Below are 17,027 nucleotides of genomic sequence, written 5' to 3'. Positions count from 1 at the left end.
CGGTTTTTTCTTGTTGGTAGTACCGCGCAAAACACAGTAGTGTGCAGCGCGTGGATAGCACCCAGCTCCTCAAGGGCGTGCTCGACCTGGCCGTCCTCGCGGTGCTCGCCGAGCGCGACGGCTACGGCTACGACGTCGTGCGCCGGCTGCGCGAAGCGGGCCTGGAGGAGGTGGGCGACGCCTCGGTCTACGGCACGCTCCGCAGGCTCTTCAAGGCGGGCGCGCTCAACTCCTACGTGGTGGCCTCCGACGAGGGGCCGCACCGCAAGTACTACGGGCTGAACGACACCGGCAGGCGGATGTACGCCTCCTACGCCGGGATCTGGGGCTCGTTCGCCGCCACCATGGCATCCCTGCTCAAGGAGGGACACGCATGACAAGCATCGCAGAGTACGCGCAGGCCGTACGGGATGCCCTGGCCGACCACCCGGACCGGGAGGAGTTGCTGGAGGACCTGGACGACCATCTGGCGGAGATCGCGGCCGAGTCGGACGCGACGCTGGAGGAGCGGCTCGGACCGCCGGCCGCGTACGCGGAGGAGCTCGCGGCCGCCTACGGGGGCCGGCCGGCGAGCGGCCAGAGGCGCAGGCTGGACCTTCGCCGGCGGTCGGCGGATCTCCATGCCCTCCTGCTCCGGAAGGCGCCCTACCGCGCTCTCGCGGGCTTCCTGCCCGACTTACGGCCGGGCTGGTGGGTGCTGCGCGGCTACGTGCTCGCCATGCTCCTGGCCAACCTCGCCACCGACGAGCACGTCGCCCCCGACAAACCCGGCGAGTGGGTGCTCGTGGCCGCGGTCGTCTGGGCCTCGGTCTGGCTCGGGAGGCGGGGCCGCGGCCGGCTGGTGCTCCCGGTGGCGCTGGCCGCCAACGTGGTGACCGGGGTGGCGCTGCTGGCCGGGTACGCGGTCGCCATGCACCTCGCCAGTTCGAGTGACAGGCTGGAGGCCATCGGGTCGGACCGGGTCATGATGGAGACCGTCTCAGGGGTGGACGGCGAGGTCTACAACATCAAGCCGTACGCCAAGGACGGCACGCCGCTGACCGACGTCTACCTCTACGACCAGGACGGCAACCCGGTCATCACCCATCCCGAGAGCTATGGCTACTCGGTCGACCGCTCCTGCGGCGAGCCCATCCTCAACCGCTACCCCCTGCCGCTGGTCGCCGACGAGACCACCACCGAGGAGCCCGGAGTCACGCGCTCGGCCCCGTGCCCCTCCATCTCGCAGGCACAGCCGATGCCGAGCGCGCAGCCCGAGGTCACGGCCAGTGAAACGGTCGCACCGACCCCCGGAGAGCCGACCCCCGGAGAGCCGACCCCCGGCAAGCCCACCGCCACGCCCACGCCGAAGCGGTCCCACTGATCGGGCACCATCGGAGGCATGAGCTTCGTACCTCCCGGCACCGGCTGGCCCGGCGACCCGGCGGCCGCTGACACCCCGGTCGCCCAGGACCCCGAGGACGTGCGCCGCCTCGCCGCCACCAGTCCCACCCTCGCGGAGCTCACGGCCCGGCAGTCCGTCTGCCGGGCCTGTCCCCGCCTGGTGGAGTGGCGTGAAGAGGTCGCCCGGGTGAGGCGGCGCGCGTTCGCGGACGAGACGTACTGGGGGCGGCCGGTCCCCGGCTGGGGGGACGAGGAGCCGGGCATCCTCATCACCGGCCTCGCCCCGGCCGCGCACGGGGGCAACCGGACCGGCCGCATCTTCACCGGCGACCGCAGCGGCGACTGGCTGTTCGCCTCGCTGCACCGCTGCGGCCTGGCCGCGCGCGGGACGAGCACGCACGCGGGCGACGGGCAGCGGCTGATCGGCACCCGCGTGGTGGCCTCGGTGCGGTGCGCGCCGCCCGCCAACAAGCCCACGCCGGAGGAGAAGGCCGCCTGCTTCCCGTGGCTGGCGCGGGAGATCGGCATGGTCGCGCCGTCCGTGCGCGTGGTCGTGGCGCTCGGCGGCTACGCCTGGCAGGCCGGGTGGCCCGCGCTGAGGGAGGCCGGCTACACCCTGCCGCGCGTCAGGCCGCCGTTCGGGCACGGTGCCGAGGCGGTGATCGCGTACGAGGGGACGCCGGTGACGCTGCTCGGCTGCTACCACCCGAGCCAGCAGAACACCTTCACCGGCCGCGTGACGGCACAGATGCTCGACGACGTCTTCCTCCGGGCCCGCGAGCTCTCAGTGTGACGCGTTGCATTGCTCGCGGATTGGAGTTATCGGGGCATCTTGACGTAGGCTTGTGAATGAATTCACAAGCTCCGCGAGGGATGGGCCTCAGGATGAACAAGCACATCTTGATCGTCGGTGGCGGTTACGTCGGCCTCTACACCGCTCTGCGCCTCCAGCGCAAGCTCGGCCGAGAGCTGCGCAACGGCGAGGCGAGCATCACGATCATCGACCCCCAGTCCTACATGACCTACCAGCCGTTCCTGCCCGAGGCGGCGGCGGGCAACCTGTCGCCGCGGCACATGGTCGCGCCCCTGCGCCGGGTCCTGCCCAAGGCGCGGATCCTCAACGGCACGGTGACGGAGGTGGACCACGCCGCCCGCGTGGTCACCTTCCAGCCCGCCGAGGGCGAGGCGCGCAAGGTCTCCTACGACGTCATCGTGATGGCCGCCGGCTCGATCTCCCGGACGCTGCCGATCCCCGGGCTCACCGACATCGGCATCGGCTTCAAGACCGTCGGCGAAGCCATCGCGCTGCGCAACCGCGTCCTGCACCTGCTCGACGTGGCCGAGTCCACCGACGACCCCGAGGTGCGCCGCCGGGCGCTCACCTTCGTCGTGGTCGGCGCCGGCTTCGCGGGCGTCGAGGCGCTGGCCGAGCTGGAGGACATGGCCAAGGACTCCACCCGCTACTACCGCAACATCAGCCCGGCCGACATCCGCTGGGTGCTGGTCGAGGCCACGAACCGGGTGCTGCCCGAGGTCGGGCCCGAGATGGGCAAGTGGACGCTGGAGCAGCTGCGCGAGCGCGGCATCGACGTCAAGCTGGACACGCGCCTGGAGTCGTGCGTCAACGGCCACGTCGTGCTCTCCGACGGCGCGGAGTTCGAGGCGGACACCCTCGTCTGGACCGCCGGCGTCAAGCCCAGCGTGATCGTCAACTCCACCGACCTCCCGCTCGACGAGCGCGGCCGGATCAAGACCACCGCCGCGCTGAGCGTCGCCGGCACGAGGGACGCCTTCGCCGCCGGTGACATCGCGGGAGTGCCCGACGTCACCAACCCCGGCCAGTACTGCGCGCCCAACGCCCAGCACGCGGTGCGGCAGGCGAAGGTCCTCGCCGACAACCTCATCCGCCACCTCCGCGGGGAGCAACTGGTCGACTACCGCCACAAGTATGTGGGATCGGTCGCCGGTCTCGGCCTGCACCAGGGTGTGGCGAACGTCTACGGCGTCAAGCTTCGCGGATTCCCTGCGTGGTTCATGCACCGCACCTACCATCTGTCGCGGGTGCCGACGCTGAACCGCAAGGTCCGTGTCGTCGTCGACTGGACCCTGGCGTTGTTCTTCAAGCGGGAGACGATCTCGCTCGGCGAGGTCGAGCACCCGCGTGACGGGTTCCGGGCCGCCGTGGCGACGATGCGTCACTGAGCCCAGTACGGCAGCGCCCCGGTGCACCACGCGCCGGGGCGTTCCGGCGCCCCCGACCTGGCGACTGAAAGGGGACCCGCGGGTGGCGCTCTCAGCGGTGACCGTGCTCGGGATAGACCGGCCCGGAGTCATCGCCGCGATCACCGGCTCGCTCGCCGAGTGCGGTGCCAACATCACCGATTCGACGATGACGCTGCTCGGCGGCCACATCGCGATGATGTTCCTGGTCTCCGGCCGCCTCGGCGCCGAAGAGATCACCGAACGGCTGCGCACCTCCGACCTCGTGGTGACCGCCGCCGCGGTGGAGGCCCGCCGCCACTTCGGCTGCGTGTCCACCGGCCACGGCCACGTGCTGACCCTCCACGGCCCCGACCGGCCGGGGATCATCTCCGCCGTCAGCGCCGTCCTCGCCGCAGTCGGCGGCAACATCACCGGCATGAGCACCCGCCTGACCGGGCGCCTCTACGTGCTCATCGCGGACGTCGACCTGCCCCGCGCGGTCGACACCGGCGCTCTCGCGCGCGATCTCGCGAAGGTCGGATCCGGCCTCGGCTCCGAGATCACCTTCCGCCCCGCCGAACCGGCCCACTCATGATCGGGCGCTCCGGAACACCCGGCGGCACCGGCCTTCGATGCCCTCACCTGCACTGCTTGCGAGGAACGAGAGATCCCGTCACCATCGAAGCCGATGCCTCCTTAGCCGGGGGTATTCCGCACCTACGGGACCACTTGATGGGGCTGCCCTTCCTGGACACAACGTCAGGAGCTCTATCACTTGACCACACACTTCACAGTTGTGACGCATGATGCGAAGTTGTGCTCAACGGAAGCATGGTCCGTTTCGTATGATTGCGGCGCCCCCGTAGCCCAATGGCAGAGGCAAACCCCTTAAAAGGGTTGACGTGCGGGTTCGAATCCCGCCGGGGGCACCTGCGTCTACCACGGGAAATGCGTTTCTCCGGCGATACCGGACCCGGGAACTCGCCGGGCGGCACGTTCGTTGTCCCTCCTGGTTGAAGTCTCGAAACTACATAGATCTGAGCGTGAGCCGACCCAGGCGGCGACCCGTCCCATAGGCTCGGCGCACAGGAGGCAGCGATGGAGAGCAAGAACCCGGTTTTCAGCAGGACACGACAGCAGTCAGCCGGGTGGGGCGCCCCCACCCCGACTCCCGGCCAGTTGCAGAACATGTACGACTCCCCGTCGTACGCTCCCCCCGTCAGGCCCGCCTTCCGCACGATGACGCTCGACGACGTCGTGGTCCGCGGGTTCATGACCCTCGGCACGCTGGTCGTGGGCGCGGCCGCCGCCTGGTACTTCAAGGTGCCGACGGGCGTGGCCGTCGCCTCCGCCATCGTCGCGCTGGTCCTCGGCCTGGTGGCGTCCTTCAAGCAGAGCGTCAACCCCGCTCTGATCCTCGGCTACGCGCTCTTCGAGGGCGTGTTCCTCGGCGCGATCAGCCGGGTGTTCGAGATGTACATCCCCGGCATCGTGATCCAGGCGGTCCTCGGCACGGCACTGGCCTTCGGCGCCGTCCTGACGGTGTACGCGCTGCGGATCGTGCGCGTCACGCCCAAGCTCGTGAAGTTCGTCGTCGCCGCGGGTATCGCGGCCCTCGCCCTCGTGCTGGTCAACCTCGTGGTCGGCATCTTCAACGACGGCGGCCTCGGCCTGCGCACCGACAGCCCGCTCGGCTGGGGCTTCAGCCTCCTGATGATCCTGCTGGGCTGCTTCTTCCTCCTGCTCGACTTCGACTCCATCGAGCAGGGCGTCCGGGAGGGCGCGCCGGAGAAGTTCGCCTGGCAGTGCGCGTTCGGCCTCACGCTGAGCCTCGTGTGGATCTACCTTGAGGTGCTGCGCTTCATCAGCTACTTCACCAACAGCGACTGACCACCCGCGCCGGCGGTGTCCGGCCGGTCGAAGGGGCTCCGCCGATCCGGCGGGGCCCCTTCTGTGTCGCTGAATGATGAACCCCGCGTAACGAACTGGTGGCGACTTGGGGGTTGCGATCACGGAAGAGGTGTTGCAGTGTCAAGCAAAGGACCTTATTCCGTGGAGGTGCCCATGTCCTTGAACCACTCACCGGAGACGCAGACAAAGCTGATCGCCAGAGTCCCATCGATAACGGGACGCGAACTCCCCGAGTGGTTCCTAGCCATCGACAACGGCCCGTCGTTCCTCAGGTGTGACGAGCGGGCCAACTGGCTCGCCGACGAGCACGGGCTGACACACGGCTACGCCGCGGCCATCGTCCACGAGCACGAGCGCCACCGCCGTAACCGGATGGGCTTCATCTAGAGGGCCCCAAGTCCAGAGCGACGCGCCCGTGCCTACGGTCCGGGCGCGTCATCATGGACGGATGGATCTGGACAAGGCACGAGACTTCCTGCGGCGGGCGCACCACGCCGTCCTCCACACCCGGCACGCCGACGGGCGTCCGCAGCTCTCTCCGGTGACGGTCGGCGTGGACGCCGAGGGGCACCTCGTGATCAGCACGCGCGAGACGGCGGTCAAGACACGGAACGTCCGCCGCGACCCGCACGTGTCGATCTGCGCGTTCACCGACGCCTTCTTCGGCGACTGGGTGCAGGTGGACGGCACCGCGGAGGTCGTCAGCCTGCCGGAGGCCATGGACCACCTGGTCTCCTACTACCGGGACATCTCCGGCGAGCATCCCGACTGGGACGACTACCGCGCGGCCATGGTCCGCGACCGCCGCGTCGTCCTCCGGATCACGCCCACCCGCGCCGGGCCTGACGTGCACGGCTGAGCGGCTTTCCCGGCCGCCCGGCACCCGGTGCCGAGCGGCCGGCGCGCGTCCCTACGAGAGGCGCTCCAGGACCATGGCCATGCCCTGGCCGCCGCCCACGCACATCGTCTCCAGGCCGATCGTCCTGTCGTGGTGCTGGAGGCTGTTGACGAGCGTGGAGGTGATCCGGGCGCCGGTCATGCCGAACGGGTGTCCCACCGCGATGGCGCCGCCGTTGACGTTGAGCCGGTCGAGGTCGATCCCCAGGTCCCGGTACGACGGGATGACCTGGGCCGCGAACGCCTCGTTGATCTCCACGAGGTCCACGTCCTCGATCGCCATCCCGGCGCGCGCCAGCGCCTGCCGCGACGCCTCGACCGGCCCCAGGCCCATGATCTCGGGCGACAGGCCCGTCACGCCGGTCGAGACGATGCGGGCCAGCGGCGTGATGCCCAGCTCGGCGGCCTTGACGTCGCTCATGATGATCACCGCGGCGGCGCCGTCGTTCAGGGGGCAGCAGTTGCCGGCGGTCACCGTGCCGTCGGGGCGGAAGGCCGGCTTGAGCCCGGCCACGCCCTCGTAGGTGGTGCCGGGCCGCGGCCCGTCGTCCTTGCTCACCACGGTGCCGTCGGGCAGCGTCACCGGGGTGATGTCCTTCTGCCAGAAGCCGTCGGCCAGCGCCTTCTCGGCGAGGTTCTGCGAGCGGACGCCGAACTCGTCCTGCTCGCGGCGGGTGACGCCCTTGATCTGGGCGAGGTTCTCGGCCGTCTGGCCCATGGCGATGTAGATGTCGGGCACCTGGCCGTCCTCGCGCGGGTCCTGCCAGGTGCGGCCGCCCTCGCCGAACGCCTTCGTCCGCGCCACCGCGTCGCCGAAGACGGGGTTCTGCGTCTCCGGGAGCGAGTCGGAGTTGCCCTTGACGAACCGCGACACCATCTCCACGCCCGCCGAGACGAACACGTCACCCTCGCCCGCCTTGATGGCGTGGAAGGCCATCCGCGTGGTCTGGAGCGAGGAGGAGCAGTAGCGGGTGATCGTGGTGCCGGGCACGTTGTCCAGGCCGAGCAGGACGGCGACCACGCGGGCCATGTTGAAGCCCTGCTCGCCGCCGGGCAGGCCGCAGCCCAGCATGATGTCGTCGATGGTCGCGGGGTCGAGCTGCGGCACCTTGGCCAGCGCTGCCCTGATCATCTGCACGGTGATGTCGTCGGACCGGAGGTCCTTGAGCGACCCCTTGAAGGCACGCCCGATGGGCGAGCGGGCGGTGGCGACGATGACTGCCTCGGGCATGTGGCCCCTCCTTTGTCAGCACTCTAACCAGAACTATATTCCAGCGCTGTCGGGGAGCCAGATGCTGTCGGCCGTGGGGATCTCTGCTGTTTTTACCGTCCTGCGAAGTTCGTCAGCCGTACATGCCGGGTGCCGGGGCGGTGTTGTCGTTGACGGCGTGCATGCCGCCCTTCTCGTCGCGCCACAGCCGCCAGCCGTTCTGGCTGCCGGTGAACCACGACGGCGGCGCCTGAGTCCCGGAGGTCCGCTTGCCCGTCGCGAGGTCGTACTCGCACAGGGCCGCCACCGAGTAGAACCCGGCCGGCTGGCCGCGCAGCGGCAGCGGCTTGGGGTCGGTGACGCAGAACGACCAGCCGTGCTCCTCCTCGACCGGCACCGGCCGGCCGGTGGCGAGGTCGTAGACGGTGCCCTTGGCGTCGTGCTTGAGGAAGCCCAGCTTCTCCAGGCGGTCGGGGAAGGCCAGCCACCAGCCCGAGCCGGGCACCTCGGCGGCGCTGATCTGGCCGACCACCCGCCCCGTGCCGGCGTCGAGCCGGGCGAAGCCGCCGTAGCCGCCCCGCTGGTCGACCGGGCGCACCACCGGCGCGAAGCCGGGGTTGCCGCTGGGGTAGACGCGGACCACCGACGGCCGCATCCAGTTGACCGTGCCGTCCGCGATCTTCACCGAGAAGAGGCCGAACGTGGAGATCTTCTTCGTGCGCGGGTTGGTGTAGGGGGCGACGTAGCCGACCAGGTCGGGCCCCGCCGCGCCGAACGCCCAGCCGCCCGACAGGTCGATGCCCGGGCCGAGCGCCTGCTCGATCGGCTGCTGCCACTGCGGCCTGCCGGTCTTCAGCTCGTACGACTCGATCACCGGATCGGCGGCGAGCCGCAGCATGAGCACCCGCTCGTCGTCGGACCACTCGACCTCGGCGATGCCCGGCAGCTTCCACTTGAGCGCGCCGGTGGCCGGGTCGAGCACGACCACGCGGGCCGACGACAGCGCGGTGTTCTCCGCCAGGCACACGTACGGACCGCAGCGCTGCGGGCCGAACGTGGAGTGGATGGGCCGCGTCCACCGCTGCGCGCCGGTGCGGGCGTCGCGGGCGACGAGCGTGGAGGTCCAGTGGCCCTTGTGGGCGGGGTCGAGCGCCACGACCACGGCCTCGCGCCCGCCGCCCTTCCCGGGGAAGTCCACGAGAGCCGGTGCGGAGACGCCCATGCCGGGCAGCCGGCCCGCCATCGTGGCCGGGTGCGCCCACAGCCGCCTGCCGTCGGACAGGCCAAGGGCGACGGTCTCCAGCGTGCCGTCGGGCTTCATCGAGGTGGCAGCGGCGACCCCGCCGGAGGTGACCATCCGGCTGACGACGTTGGCCTGGGTGTCGTGCCAGGCCGGAAAGGCCGCCGTGGCCGCGTCGCTGCCGGAGCAGCCGGCCAGGGCCGTGGTCACGGCGAGGACGCCGGAGAGGGCGAGGGCGGGTTGCGCGAGAGGCCGGAGCACGGGCCATCCACTCCAAAGGGGACGAGGGTGACGGCCCCGGAGCGGAGAGTGACCGGTGTCAGGCGTCGTTGACCATCTCGCCGGGGCGGCGGCGGAACAACGTCACCCATCTGCCATAGGGACCCGTCGCCCGCCCCGCGACCCGGGTCGCGGAAACCTCGGTGCCGGACTCCTCCGCGGCCGTGGCCGCCGCGAGGTAAATCGGTTGCAGTCCTTCGCCACGCGCGGGTCGCGGCTCGGGCCACAACCCCAACGCAGTGCATACAGAAGGTAGCACCGCGTAAGCGGCCGAGGCGTAACCTCGGTCAGATGGATGGAAACGATCCGGTCCGAACATCTCGCCCGGATTTGTGGCGAATTCCGGCCCCAGGAGGTCGGCGAACGCCACCGTACGGCCGCCCGCGTCCACCACCGCCACCATCTGCGCCGCGGCGAGCTGCCGGCTCCAGCGCCTCGTCACCCAGCGCAGGGGCTGCGCGATGGGCCGTACGGTGCCGAGGTCCGGGCAGGTGCCGACGACCACCTCCGCGCCCGCCTCGCGCAGCCGCCGCACCGCCTTGACCAGGTGGCGCACGGCCATCGCCGGCGGTGTCTGCGTCACCACGTCGTTCGCGCCGACGAAGATGACCGCCACGTCAGGGTCGAGGCGCAGGGCCCGGTCCACCTGCTCGGCCAGGGCGGCCGACGGCGCGCCCGACTTGCCGAGCACGTCCAGCCGTACCGGCCGCTCGGCCACGTGCGCCAGGCTGTTGGCGAGCAGCACACCGGGAGTCCTGTCGGGCGAGCTCACGCCGAGCCCGATGGAGGTGGAGTCGCCCAGCATCACCAGCCGCAGCGGCGGGCCGGTGTACGGGCCGTAGACGCCGTCGGAGGGCAGCCCGTCCAGGCCGTGCGGCTGGCCGATCACCTTCCGCGCCACCAGGCTCTCCACGATCAGCAGCCCGTACGCGGTGGCCCCCAGGGCCGTCAGACCGCCGCCTCCGAGCGCCGCCGCGATGGCGATCTTCCGGGCGGCTCGCGCCACCCCCGCTGCCCAGACCATGTGGGTTCTCCCCTCACCCGAACTCGGCGGTAGCGTTTGCTTGAAAACTAGCCGAGCGCCCGCCACCCCCACGGGATCCCGGCGACGGGCAAGCTGATCAAGCTTTTGCAAAGAAGGTGAACACCTCGGTGCGCGTACACGATTCCCTGGTCGAGCTCATGGGCAACACTCCGCTCGTCAGGCTGCACAAGGTTTCCGCGGGGGTGCCCGCCCAGGTGCTCGCCAAGGTCGAGTACTTCAACCCCGGCGGCTCGGTCAAGGACCGGATCGCCGTCCGCATGATCGAGGCCGCCGAGGCGTCCGGCGAGCTGCGGCCCGGAGGCGTCATCGTCGAGCCGACCTCGGGCAACACGGGGGTCGGGCTGGCCATCGTGGCCCAGCAGAAGGGCTACCGGTGCCTGTTCGTGGTGCCGGACAAGGTGGCCCAGGACAAGATCGCCGTGCTGCGGGCCTACGGCGCCGAGGTGGTGGTCTGCCCGACCGCCGTCGCGCCCGACCACCCCGAGTCGTACTACTCGGTGTCCGACCGGCTGGCGCGGGAGATCCCCAACGCCTGGAAGCCCGACCAGTACTCCAACGTCAACAACCCCGACTCCCACTACCACTCGACCGGGCCCGAGCTGTGGGAGCAGACCGAAGGCAGGATCACCCACTTCGTGGCCGGCATCGGCACGGGGGGCACTATCAGCGGCACCGGCCGCTACCTCAAGGAGATCTCCGGGGGCAAGGTCAAGATCATCGGAGCCGACCCGGAGGGCTCGGTCTACTCCGGCGGTTCCGGCCGGCCGTACCTCGTGGAGGGCGTCGGCGAGGACATCTGGCCCGCCACGTACGACACGAAGATCTGCGACGAGATCATCGCGGTCTCCGACAAGGACTCCTTCACCATGACCCGCCGCCTCGCCCGCGAGGAGGGGCTGCTCGTGGGCGGCTCGTGCGGCATGGCCGTGGTCGCGGCGCTCCAGGTGGCGGCCAAGGCGGGGCCCGACGACGTGGTGGTCGTGCTGCTGCCCGACGGCGGCCGCGGCTACCTGTCCAAGATTTTCAACGACGACTGGATGGCCGACTACGGGTTCCTGACCGAGTCCTCCGACGAGGGCCTGGTGGGCGACGTGCTCGCCCGCAAGGGCGCCGGGCTGCCGGAGTTCGTGCACGCGCACCCGCACGAGTCGGTCGGCACGGCCATCTCGATCATGCGCGAGTACTCCGTCTCGCAGCTCCCGGTCATGAAGGAGGAGCCGCCGGTCATGGCGGCCGAGGTCGTCGGCTCGATCGTCGAGCGTGACCTGCTGGACGCCCTCTACCGCGGCAAGCTGTCGTCCGACGACTCGATCTCCGAGCACATGTCGGCGCCGCTGCCGACGCTCGGCAGCGGCGAGCCGGTGGCGCGGGCGGTCGAGGCGCTGGAGAAGGCCGACGCCGCGGTGGTGCTGGAAGACGGCAAGCCGGCCGGGCTCATCACCCGCCAGGACCTGCTCGCCTTCCTCGCCAACCACTGACCGAGCCGACCACTGACCGAGCCGACCACTGACCGAGCCGACCACTGACCGAGCCGACCACTGACCGAGCCGACCACTGACCGAGCGGTCACTGACCTGATCGGTCACCGACCCACCAGGTCACCGACCGATCAGGTCACCGACCGATCAGGCACGGCCGTCACGGCTTCCTGATCGACTCGAACACGGTGCCCAGGCCCTCGTGGCCGCGCCCCTCGGCGACGGCGCGCTCGAAGAGCTCCTTGAGCGCGCCGGGCACCGTGGTCTCCAGCCCCGCGTCACGCAGCGCGTGCACGGCGTGGTCCAAGCCGACGGCCTGCATGAGGAGGCTGTTGAGCTCGCCCGGGTACACCCCGGCCGTGATCTCCTCGGCCAGGATCTTGGCGAACCCCATCGGGCCCTCGCCGCCCAGCAGCGTGAACATCTCCCGGGCGTACGGCAGGAAGCGCGCCGGCTCCACCCCGGCCGTGCCGAGCAGCGCGACGGCGTGCATGTAGCTGGTCAGGCTGGACCAGAAGACCAGGAGCTGCGCCTGGTAGAACATCATCGCCAGGCCCTCGTCGGCGCCCATGTAGTGGACGTCCCCGAGCGCTCCCAGCGTCTCGGCGTGCCGGTCCACGGCCTCCTGGGGGCCGCTGTAGAAGACGTACGAGCCGGGCTTGCCGATGCCGGGCGGCGGCACCATGATCCCGGCCGTCACCAGGACGCCGCCCCGCCCGGTCACCCACCGCGCCGCGGCGCGCAACTCCTCCGGGGTGCCGGAGCTGAGGTTCACCAGCACCTTCCCGTCGAGCCTCAGGTCGCCGAGGCTGTCGTACATCGCCTGGTAGTCGAGCTGGCTGATCACCAGCAGCTCGCCCGAGTCACCGGGGGAGGCGGCGAGCCTGGCCCCCTTCGCCACCAGCGGCTCGGCCTTGCTCGCCGTGCGGTTCCACACCGTCACGTCGTGGCCGGCGTCGAGGAACGTCGACGCCATGGTCGAACCCATCGGCCCGAGGCCGATCACTGTCACATCAGTCATGCGGCCCACCCTGCGCCGGGCCGCCACGGAATTCCTTCGGGGCGACTACGGGTTGGGAGTGTCGTGGTGCGTTTCGGAGTGCTCGGCCCGCTCGCGGTGTGGGCGCAGGACGGCGGCCCGGTCCGGGTGGCCGAGCCGAAGGTGCGCGCCCTGCTGGCCGACCTCCTGGCGCACGGAGGCGGCCCGGTGCCGCCCGACCGGCTCATCGACGACCTGTGGGGCGAGCGGCCGCCGCGCAATCCGGCCGGGACGCTCCAGGCCCGGGTCTCCCAGCTCCGGCGGGCGCTCGGCGACCCGGGGCTGATCACGCACGGGCCGGCCGGCTACCGCCTCGCACCGGCGGACACGGACGCGTCCCGCTTCCTCGCCCTCCTCGCCGGCCCTCCCGCCCGTCCCGGGCTTCCGCGGCTCGCCGACGGGCCGCGCGGGGACGAGGGGACCGCCTGGTTGCGGGAACGGCTGGCGCGGCTGGACGAGGCGCTGGGGCTGTGGCGCGGGCCGGCCTACGCCGAGTTCGCCGACGCGGGCTTCGCGCGGCCGGAGATCGCGCGCCTGGAGGAGGCGCGGCTGTCGGCGCTCGAAGAGCAGGCGGAGGTCCGCCTGGCGCTCGGCGGCGACGCCGACCTGGCGGGCCTGGTGAGGCTCCACCCGCTGCGCGAACGGCTGCGCGGGCTCCACATCCTCGCCCTCTACCGGCGCGGCCGGCAGAGCGAGGCCCTGGCCAGCTACGGGGAGCTGCGGGAGCTGCTGGCCGAGGAGCTGGGGCTGGACCCGTCGCCGGAGCTGTCGGCGCTGCACCAGGCCATCCTCCGCCACGACCCCGCCCTGTCCGCCCCCGTTTCCGCCTCCATCGCGGGCCCAGGGCGGGCCACCCCGAAGGAGCCTGTGACCAACCTGCCCGCCCCTCTCACCGACCTCGTGGGCCGGGACGGCGAGCTGGCCGCCGTACGCGACCTGCTCGCCGCGGGCCGCCTGGTGACGCTCACCGGGCCGGGCGGCGTGGGCAAGACCCGCCTCGCCCTGGAAGCCGCCCGCGCCCTCGCCGGAACGGATCTCCCGGACGGCGTGTGGCTGGTCGAGCTGGCGGGGGCCGCGGACGTGGCGGAGGCGGTGGCGGCCGTGCTGGGCGTGCGCGACGACGGCGCGGAGCCGCTGGCCCCGAGGCTGGCGCGGGCACTGTCCGGAAAGCGGGCCCTGCTCGTGCTCGACAACTGCGAGCACGTCGTGGCGGACGCCGCCGGACTGGCGGCGCGGCTGCTGAAGGCCGCGCCCGGTCTGCGCGTCCTCGCCACCAGCCAGGAGCCCCTGGACGTCACGGGGGAGCGGCTGCTGCCCGTGCCGCCGCTGCCCGAGCCCGAGGCCGTGCGGCTGTTCGCGGCCCGCGCCGGGGTCGAGCCGGACGCCGCCGTCGCGACCATCTGCCGCCGGCTCGACGGCATCCCCCTCGCGCTGGAGCTGGCGGCGACGCGGGTGCGCGCGCTGGGCGTCGAGGGCGTGGCCGAGCGGCTCGACGACCGGTTCAGGCTGCTCAGCGCGGGCATGCGCGACGCACCCGCCCGCCAGCGGACGCTGCGGGCCGCGATCGACTGGAGCTGGGAGCTGCTGACCGCCCCGGAGCGGGTCGTCCTGCGCCGGCTGGCCGTCCACGCCGACGGCTGCACGCTGGAGGCCGCCGAGGAGGTCTGCGCCGAGCCCGGCGTCGACGTGCTCGACGCCGTCGCGCGGCTCGTGGACCGGTCGCTGGTCGTGGTGACGCCGGGGCCGCGCTACCGGCTGCTGGAGTCGGTCTCCGCCTACTGCGCCGAGCGGCTCGCCGAGGCCGGCGAGCTGGACGCGATCAGGGAGCGGCACGCGCGCCACTACACGGAGCTGGCCGTACGGGCGGAGCTGCGCGGCCCGCGCCAGCTCGCCTGGCTGGACCGGCTCGACCTCGAAACCGCCAACCTCCGGCTCGCCCTGGCCGGGCCCGAGCCGTTGCGCCTGGTCAACGCGCTGGCCTGGTACTGGTACCTGCGTGGCCGGCTGGGCGAGGCCCGCAGGTCGCTGACCGCCGCGCTCGCCCGCCACGACGGTCGGTCCGGAGGCACGTCCGGTGAGGCGGCCGTGGCGTCCGTGTGGCTGGCCGGGATGACGCTGCTCAGCGGCGAGACGCCGCCCGCCGTCCGCCAGGCCGGCCTCGACGCCTCCGGCCGGGCGCTCGCCTCCTGGTTCCTCACCCACGTCCAGTGGGCGTACGGCGACCACGAGGAGCGCCGGGCCGCCGCCGACCGGGCGCTGGCCGCGTACGAGGAGCTGGGCGACCGGTGGGGCGTCGCCGCCGCGCTCTCCCTGCGCGCCAAGCTGGCCCAGGTCCGGTGCGACCTGGAGGCGATGCGGTGCGACGGGGAGCGCAGCCTCGCGCTGTTCACGGAGCTGGGCGACGACTGGGGCCGGATGGAGGCCATGGACGCGCTCGACCGGCGCGCCGAGACACGCGGCGACTACGCGGAGGCGGCACGGCTGCGGGAGGAGGAGCTGCGCCTGGCCGAGCGGCTCGGCTTCGAGGTGCCGTTCAAGCTGTCCGCGCTGGGCCGGATCGCGCTGCTGGCCGGCGACTACGCCACCGCCGACGACCTCCACGAGCGGGCCAGGCGGCTGGCCGTGGCGCAGTCGTACAAGTCGGCCGAGGAGTCCGCGGTGCTCGGCCTGGCCATGAGCGCCAGGCGGCAGGGCCGGTACACGGAGGCGGAGGCGCTGCTGACGCCGTGGCTCGACTGGCTCCGGGAGGTGCGCGGGACGGCCGGCGTGGCGTTCGTCCTGGCCGAGCTGGGCTTCGCCGCCGAGCAGCGCGGCGACGCCGCGACGGCGCTGGCCAGGCATCGGGCCGGTCACGAGGCGGCCCTGGCCAGCGGCGACCCGCGGGCGGTGGCCCTGGCCCTGGAGGGGCTGGCGGGCGCGGTGTCGCTCGCGGGGGACCACGCCGAGGCGGCCCGCCTGCTGGACGCGGCGTCGGCCATGAGACGGGAGGCGGGCACTCCGCGGCCCGCCGCCGAGCGGCTCGACGTGGACCGGATCGCCGCCCGGGTCCACGAGGCCCTCGGTGAGACCGCGTGGGAGCACGCCCACGCCTAGCGGACGGCCTTCTCAGGGCAGGGGGAACTCGGCCACCACTTCCCAGGCGCCCTCGGGGGTCGGGCCCGCGTACAGCCTGCCGCCGAGCGCCTCCACCCGCTCGGCCATCCCGACCAGCCCGAACCCGCCGCCCAGCCGGGAGAGCCGCGGGTCGGACGCCGACCCGAAGTTGCTGACCCGCAGCACCGCGACCCGGTCCGCCAGCCGCAGGGCCGCCTCGATCCACGACGCCCCCGGCGCGTGCTTGCGGATGTTGGTGAGCGCCTCGCGCAGCACCCGGTGCAGCGTGGTCATCACCTCAGGCGGCAGCGTGTGGTCGTCGATGCCCTGCCCGATCTCGAACGCCACCCGCTGCCCGTTCACGGAGAACCGCTCGGTCAGGTGACGCAGGTCGGCCAGTGACGTGCCGGGCGTGCGGGCCGCCTCCTCCTGCGCCCGCAGGACCGTGACCAGGCGCCGCATCGCGCCGAGCGCGTCGCCGCCGGCCCCGGCGATGGCGTCCAGGGCTGGCACCACGGCCTCCGGCTTCGTCTCCGCGACCGTGCGGGCCGCCTGGGCCTGGACCACGATGCCGGTGATGTGGTGGGCGACGAGGTCGTGCAGCTCCCGGGCCAGCTCCAGGCGCTCGGCCCGCCGTACGGCGTGGACGGCCTCGTCGCGGCGCTCCTGCTGGAAACGGAGGTAGCCGCCGATGCCGGTGGCCGTGGACCAGCCCGCGAACAGCAGGAAGGAGAACGCCAGTCCGCTCCCGTCGGACAGGCGCCAGCCGCCCTCGGCCATCAGCACGACCAGCGCGACGACGCACATCACCGCCGCACGCCGCACCGGATCCACGTGGCGCAGCACGCCGATCGTGAGGACCAGCAACGCGCCGGTCTCCGCCGACCCGGGCGCACCCGGCGTCGCGGTGACCGCGAGGACCACCGTGACGGCCACCGACATGCCCGCCAGCGCCGCGAACCCCTCCAGCCGCCACCGGCGCCGCAGCGCCACCGCGACGATGCCCGCGGCCCCGGTGATGGGGACGAGCCATTGCGGGCCGCCGTCCTTGGCCGCCACGGCCATGTCCACCAGCAGCATCATGCCGAGCCAGCCGACCACGGCGATCTCGCTCAGCCGCCTGATCCAGTACACGATGCGCCTGCCGTCCCCCACGCCATGGAGCCTAAGCCGGAAGTCGGAGTGCCCGTATCGGCCGTTCGGCCGAGCGGCGGCGGCCAGGACCGGCCCTTCAGCGGAGGCGGCGGCCG

Annotated in this window: 15 protein-coding genes and 1 tRNA gene; 11 read left to right on the top strand and 5 right to left on the bottom strand. The window is 72.3% G+C overall.

What is annotated here, in order from left to right; all coding sequences use genetic code 11:
- Positions 1–50: 50 nt before the first annotated feature.
- The 9 genes from ABZS51_RS13910 to ABZS51_RS13870 all read left to right on the top strand — a co-directional run bounded on the left by ABZS51_RS13910 (position 51) and on the right by ABZS51_RS13870 (position 6,355).
- On the top strand, positions 51–377 hold the full coding sequence (locus ABZS51_RS13910; protein WP_310709683.1) for a PadR family transcriptional regulator: 327 nt from the start codon (positions 51–53) through the stop codon (positions 375–377).
- Entirely contained in the window at positions 374–1,363 is a 990-nt protein-coding gene (locus ABZS51_RS13905) for a hypothetical protein (RefSeq protein ID WP_355439871.1), read from the top strand. Before ABZS51_RS13910 ends, ABZS51_RS13905 begins: the two co-directional genes overlap by 4 nt.
- Positions 1,364–1,381: 18 nt before the next feature.
- Complete coding sequence (locus ABZS51_RS13900) at positions 1,382–2,176, top strand: uracil-DNA glycosylase (protein WP_355439868.1); 795 nt, start codon at positions 1,382–1,384, stop codon at positions 2,174–2,176.
- Positions 2,177–2,268: 92 nt separating this feature from the next.
- Positions 2,269–3,585 carry an NAD(P)/FAD-dependent oxidoreductase gene (locus tag ABZS51_RS13895; RefSeq protein ID WP_355439865.1) on the top strand — a complete coding sequence of 439 codons (1,317 nt, stop codon included), beginning with the start codon at positions 2,269–2,271 and terminating at the stop codon, positions 3,583–3,585.
- A gap of 82 nt (positions 3,586–3,667) precedes the next feature.
- The gene (locus ABZS51_RS13890; RefSeq protein ID WP_310709687.1) at positions 3,668–4,180 is read left to right on the top strand and encodes an ACT domain-containing protein; all 513 of its coding nucleotides are present in this window, start codon (positions 3,668–3,670) and stop codon (positions 4,178–4,180) included.
- 261 nt (positions 4,181–4,441) lie between these two features.
- Positions 4,442–4,514: transfer RNA gene (locus ABZS51_RS13885), tRNA-Leu, on the top strand.
- A gap of 169 nt (positions 4,515–4,683) precedes the next feature.
- A complete protein-coding gene (locus tag ABZS51_RS13880; RefSeq protein WP_355439862.1) occupies positions 4,684–5,475 on the top strand; it encodes a Bax inhibitor-1/YccA family protein in 792 nt (263 codons plus the stop codon).
- 174 nt (positions 5,476–5,649) lie between these two features.
- Positions 5,650–5,883 carry a DUF4287 domain-containing protein gene (locus tag ABZS51_RS13875; protein ID WP_310709768.1) on the top strand — a complete coding sequence of 78 codons (234 nt, stop codon included), beginning with the start codon at positions 5,650–5,652 and terminating at the stop codon, positions 5,881–5,883.
- A 61-nt stretch (positions 5,884–5,944) separates the two neighbouring features.
- Positions 5,945–6,355, top strand: a complete 411-nt coding sequence (locus ABZS51_RS13870) for a PPOX class F420-dependent oxidoreductase (RefSeq protein WP_355439860.1) — start codon at positions 5,945–5,947, stop codon at positions 6,353–6,355.
- A 51-nt stretch (positions 6,356–6,406) separates the two neighbouring features.
- Here ABZS51_RS13870 and ABZS51_RS13865 read toward each other — a convergent pair whose 3' ends face one another.
- From ABZS51_RS13865 to ABZS51_RS13855, 3 genes are all read right to left on the bottom strand, one after another.
- Positions 6,407–7,624 (bottom strand): acetyl-CoA C-acetyltransferase, encoded by a 1,218-nt coding sequence (locus ABZS51_RS13865; protein ID WP_355439856.1) that lies wholly within the window; start codon positions 7,622–7,624, stop codon positions 6,407–6,409.
- A 112-nt stretch (positions 7,625–7,736) separates the two neighbouring features.
- A complete protein-coding gene (locus ABZS51_RS13860) occupies positions 7,737–9,104 on the bottom strand; it encodes a PQQ-binding-like beta-propeller repeat protein (RefSeq protein WP_355439854.1) in 1,368 nt (455 codons plus the stop codon).
- Between the two features lie 58 nt (positions 9,105–9,162).
- Positions 9,163–10,146, bottom strand: coding sequence for an SGNH/GDSL hydrolase family protein (locus tag ABZS51_RS13855; RefSeq protein ID WP_355439851.1), 984 nt, complete (start codon positions 10,144–10,146; stop codon positions 9,163–9,165).
- Positions 10,147–10,274: 128 nt separating this feature from the next.
- On the opposite strand from ABZS51_RS13855, the gene ABZS51_RS13850 reads away from it, so the two are divergent.
- On the top strand, positions 10,275–11,645 hold the full coding sequence (locus ABZS51_RS13850) for a cystathionine beta-synthase (protein ID WP_310709693.1): 1,371 nt from the start codon (positions 10,275–10,277) through the stop codon (positions 11,643–11,645).
- Positions 11,646–11,805: 160 nt separating this feature from the next.
- Here ABZS51_RS13850 and ABZS51_RS13845 read toward each other — a convergent pair whose 3' ends face one another.
- Positions 11,806–12,666 (bottom strand): NAD(P)-binding domain-containing protein, encoded by an 861-nt coding sequence (locus tag ABZS51_RS13845; RefSeq protein ID WP_355439848.1) that lies wholly within the window; start codon positions 12,664–12,666, stop codon positions 11,806–11,808.
- A 63-nt stretch (positions 12,667–12,729) separates the two neighbouring features.
- Between ABZS51_RS13845 and ABZS51_RS13840 the strand changes: the two genes are divergently transcribed.
- A complete protein-coding gene (locus tag ABZS51_RS13840) occupies positions 12,730–15,777 on the top strand; it encodes a BTAD domain-containing putative transcriptional regulator (protein ID WP_355439845.1) in 3,048 nt (1,015 codons plus the stop codon).
- A gap of 12 nt (positions 15,778–15,789) precedes the next feature.
- Here the strand turns inward: ABZS51_RS13840 and ABZS51_RS13835 are convergent, their stop codons facing one another.
- Positions 15,790–16,932 (bottom strand): histidine kinase, encoded by a 1,143-nt coding sequence (locus ABZS51_RS13835; RefSeq protein WP_355439842.1) that lies wholly within the window; start codon positions 16,930–16,932, stop codon positions 15,790–15,792.
- Positions 16,933–17,027: the final 95 nt, after the last annotated feature.

The sequence above is a fragment of the Nonomuraea sp. NPDC005501 genome, assembly GCF_040605905.1.
Taxonomy (GTDB): Bacteria; Actinomycetota; Actinomycetes; order Streptosporangiales; family Streptosporangiaceae; genus Nonomuraea.
Note: the sequence above shows the minus strand (reverse complement) of the source record. Positions and strands in the feature narration are given on the sequence as shown.